Here is a 3,399-nt window from a genome sequence, read left to right as displayed (position 1 = left end):
GAACACGTGACGCCTGATCCAGGCGTGCATCGCCACGGCCGCCGCCGCGCCGACGTTGATCGAGCGGGTCGAGCCGTACTGCGCCACCGACACCGTCGCGGCGCAGACCGAGCGCGCGGCGTCAGAGAGGCCGGTGCCCTCCTGCCCGAACAGCAGCACGCACTCGCGCGGCAGGTCGAACGTCTCGAGCGGGACCGAGCCCGGGAGGTTGTCGACGCCGACCACCGGGATCCCCGCCTCGGCAGCCCAGGCGGCGAGCGCCGTCGCGTCGTCGTGGTGCTCCACGTGCAGGTAGCGGTCGGTCACCATCGCGCCGCGGCGGTTCCACCGCTTCCGGCCGACCACGCGCACCGAGGCCGCGTTGAAGGCGTTCGCGGTCCGTACGACGGACCCGATGTTGAAGTCGTGCGCGAGGTTCTCGATCGCCACGTGGAACGGGTGCCGCGTGCGGTCGAGGTCGGCGACGATCGCCTCGACCGTCCAGTAGCGGTAGCGGTCGACGACGTTGCGCCGGTCGCCGTGGGCGAGCAGGTCGGGGTCGAGGCGGGGGTCGGTCGGCCACGCCGCCGGCCCGCCCGGCCACGGCCCGACGCCCACCTCGAGGTGGTCCTCGACCCCGCGCTCCCCTCGGTCGGCGCCCACCGGGTCAGGTGAGGGTGACCGTGAGGGCCGCGGCCGCCGTGCGCGCGCGCTCCCTGGCCCGCTCGACGTCCGCGCCGCGGGCCAGCGTCACCGCGACCCGGCGCCGCCCGGCGACCACGGGCTTGCCGAACAGCCGCACCTGGGCGGTCGGCACCGCCAGCGCCGCCTCGACCCCGCCGAACACCGGCACCCCGTTGCCCTCGGCGAGCACGGCGCACGACGCCGCGGCTGCCTGGTCCGGGCCGCCCAGCCGCAGCACGTCGCCGGCCGGCAGCCCCAGCACGGCGCGCGCGTGCAGGGCGAACTCGGAGAGGTCCTGCGAGACCAGGGTCACCAGCCCCGTGTCGTGCGGGCGCGGGGAGACCTCGGAGAACAGCACGTCGTCGCCGACGACGAAGAGCTCCACCCCGAACACGCCCCACCCGCCGAGCGCCGCGGTGACCGTCGCGGCCATCGCCTGCGCGCGGCCCAGCACGCCGTCGGGCAGCGCTGCCGGCTGCCACGACTCGCGGTAGTCACCGTCCACCTGGGTGTGCCCCACGGGGTCGCAGAACGTCGTCCCGCCCGCGTGGCGCACGGTGAGCAGCGTGATCTCGGAGTCGAACCGCACGAACCCCTCGACGATGACCCGCACCGCGCCCGCGCCGCCGGCGCCGGCTCCCGCCGCGACCCGCCCGCCGGTCTGGGCGTAGGCCCACGCCGCCTCGACGTCCGCCGCGGTCCGCAGGACCGACTGCCCCTTGCCCGACGACGACATGACGGGCTTGACCACGCACGGCAGACCCAGGGCGCCGACGGCGTCGCGCAGGTCCGGCAGGGAGTCGACGAAGCGGTACGGGGAGGTCGCCAGGCCGAGCTCCTCGGCGGCGAGCCGCCGGATGCCCTCACGGTCCATGGTCAGTCGGGTCGCGCGCGCGGTGGGCACCACGCGGACCCCGGTCGCCTCGACGTCGGCGAGCACGGCGGTGGCGATGGCCTCGATCTCGGGCACGACGACGTGCGGCCGCTCGGCGGCGAGCACGCCCCGCAGCGCGTCGGCGTCGAGCATGTCGACCACGTGCGCGCGGTGCGCCACCTGCATCGCGGGGGCGTCCGCGTACCGGTCCACCGCGATGACCTCGGCGCCGAGGCGCTGGAGCTCGATCGCGACCTCCTTGCCGAGCTCGCCGGCCCCGAGCAGCAGCACGCGCGTCGCGCCGGGGGTGAGCGGCGTGCCGAGGGTGACGGGGGTGAGCTGCGGGACCGGGGTCATCGGGTGGCCCCCTTCCAGGCCTGCAGGGCCTTGAGTCGTGAGGTCGTGTGCAGCACGGAGCCCTCGTAGAGCCGAGCGCCGAGCAGGACGAAGAGCACCGCGGTGACGAGCACGACGAGGGCCGCCACCACGGGCTCCCACGGCGCGGCGTTGCCGAGCACCACGCGCGCCGGCATGAGCAGCGGCGCGGTGAACGGGATGAAGGACAGCACGCGCTGGGTGGGACCCGGGTCGATCGCGAAGATCGCCGCGAAGAACGGCACGATGACGAGCACCTGCATGACGACCGTCGTGGACTGCAGGTCCTCGACGCGCGAGGAGAGCGACCCGGCGACGGCCCACAGGCAGGCCAGCATGACGAAGCCGAGGACGAAGAACAGCACGAACCAGCCCGACGCCCCGAGCACCTGGCGCAGCACCTCGCCCTGCCCGCCGACCATCGCCCCGACGAGGCCGGCGCCGAGGATGACGACGATCTGCCCGACGGCCATGACGGTGTTGCCGAGCACCTTGCCGGCCAGCAGCCACCGCACGGGCAGTGCCGCGACGAGCAGCTCCACCACGCGGGACTGCTTCTCCTCGACCACGCTCTGCGCGATGGACATGCCGAACGTCAGCACGGACAGGTAGAAGAGGAACGCGAAGACGATGACGAGGAGCTCCGGCGGCACCGAGCCCGTGGGGCGCGCGTCGAGCAGCTCCACCGTCGGCGGCGCGGGGCTGGTCAGCGCCAGCACCTGCTCGTCGGTCAGCGCGCCGTCCTGCGCGGCCTGCGCGATCTGCAGCTGGGTGGCGGCCGCCCGGACGAGCACGTCGACCTCGCCCGGCACGCCCTGGGCGCCGAGCACGCGCAGCGCCTCGAGGTCGTCGCCGACGACGGCGGCCGCGACGTCACCGTCCAGCACGAGGCGCTCGATGTCGCCGCCGGGCTCGACCTCGACGCTCGTGAGATCGGCGGCGGGCAGCCCGCCGGCCCCCAGCAGCGCGAGCGCCGGTGGTACCTCGGCGTCGGACTCCTGGGCCTGGACCCCGAGCGCCGCCGCGAGCTCGACGGCCTGGGCGGCCGCCGGGCCCTGCACGGCCACGCGCAGGGACGGCGTCTGCTGGCTCAGGAGCACGGGGATCACGGTCGCGGCGACCACGAGCAGCAGCATGAAGAGGGTCGAGCCGATGAAGCCCTTGTCCCGCAGCTTGACGGCGATCTCGCGACCGGCGACCACGCGCACCGCCGACCAGCCGCTCATCGCATCGGACCGCTGCGCGCGCACCGCACGAGCCTCCTGAGCACTCACGTCACGACCTCCCGGAAGATCTCCGCCAGCGTCGGCACCACCGGGGTGAACTCCCGCACGGCACCGTGGCCCTGGGCCGCCGCGAGCAGCGCCTGGTCGTCGGCATCGGGGGTCAGCCCGACGAGCCACGTCTCGCCCTGGTGGAGCAGCACGGTCGCGCCGGGCACCCGGTCGAACGCCGATTACACGCCCGACGATGACAAAAACTACATC

The 3,399-nt window shown here is 74.7% G+C and carries 4 protein-coding genes; all 4 read right to left on the bottom strand.

What is annotated here, in order from left to right:
- A partial coding sequence (locus PKY62_RS12770) for a TrmH family RNA methyltransferase (protein ID WP_324537543.1) occupies positions 1–642 on the bottom strand: 642 nt, incomplete at its 3' end.
- 4 nt (positions 643–646) lie between these two features.
- Positions 647–1,894, bottom strand: a complete 1,248-nt coding sequence (purT, locus tag PKY62_RS12765; RefSeq protein ID WP_324537540.1) for a formate-dependent phosphoribosylglycinamide formyltransferase — start codon at positions 1,892–1,894, stop codon at positions 647–649.
- Positions 1,891–3,162 carry an ABC transporter permease gene (locus tag PKY62_RS12760; protein ID WP_324537538.1) on the bottom strand — a complete coding sequence of 424 codons (1,272 nt, stop codon included), beginning with the start codon at positions 3,160–3,162 and terminating at the stop codon, positions 1,891–1,893. The genes purT and PKY62_RS12760 overlap by 4 nt, the downstream gene beginning before the upstream one ends.
- Before the next feature lie 20 nt (positions 3,163–3,182).
- Positions 3,183–3,353 (bottom strand): ATP-binding protein DrrA1-3 family domain-containing protein, encoded by a 171-nt coding sequence (locus PKY62_RS12755; protein WP_324537536.1) that lies wholly within the window; start codon positions 3,351–3,353, stop codon positions 3,183–3,185.
- Positions 3,354–3,399: the final 46 nt, after the last annotated feature.

It is taken from the genome of Actinotalea sp. (genome assembly GCF_035443605.1).
GTDB lineage: Bacteria > Actinomycetota > Actinomycetes > Actinomycetales > Cellulomonadaceae > Actinotalea.
Note: the sequence above shows the minus strand (reverse complement) of the source record. Positions and strands in the feature narration are given on the sequence as shown.

Coding starts and splice junctions, on each gene's coding strand:
- purT (WP_324537540.1), bottom strand. CDS start 1,894: ATGACCCCGGTCCCGCAGCTCACCCCCGTCACCCTCGGCACGCCGCTC.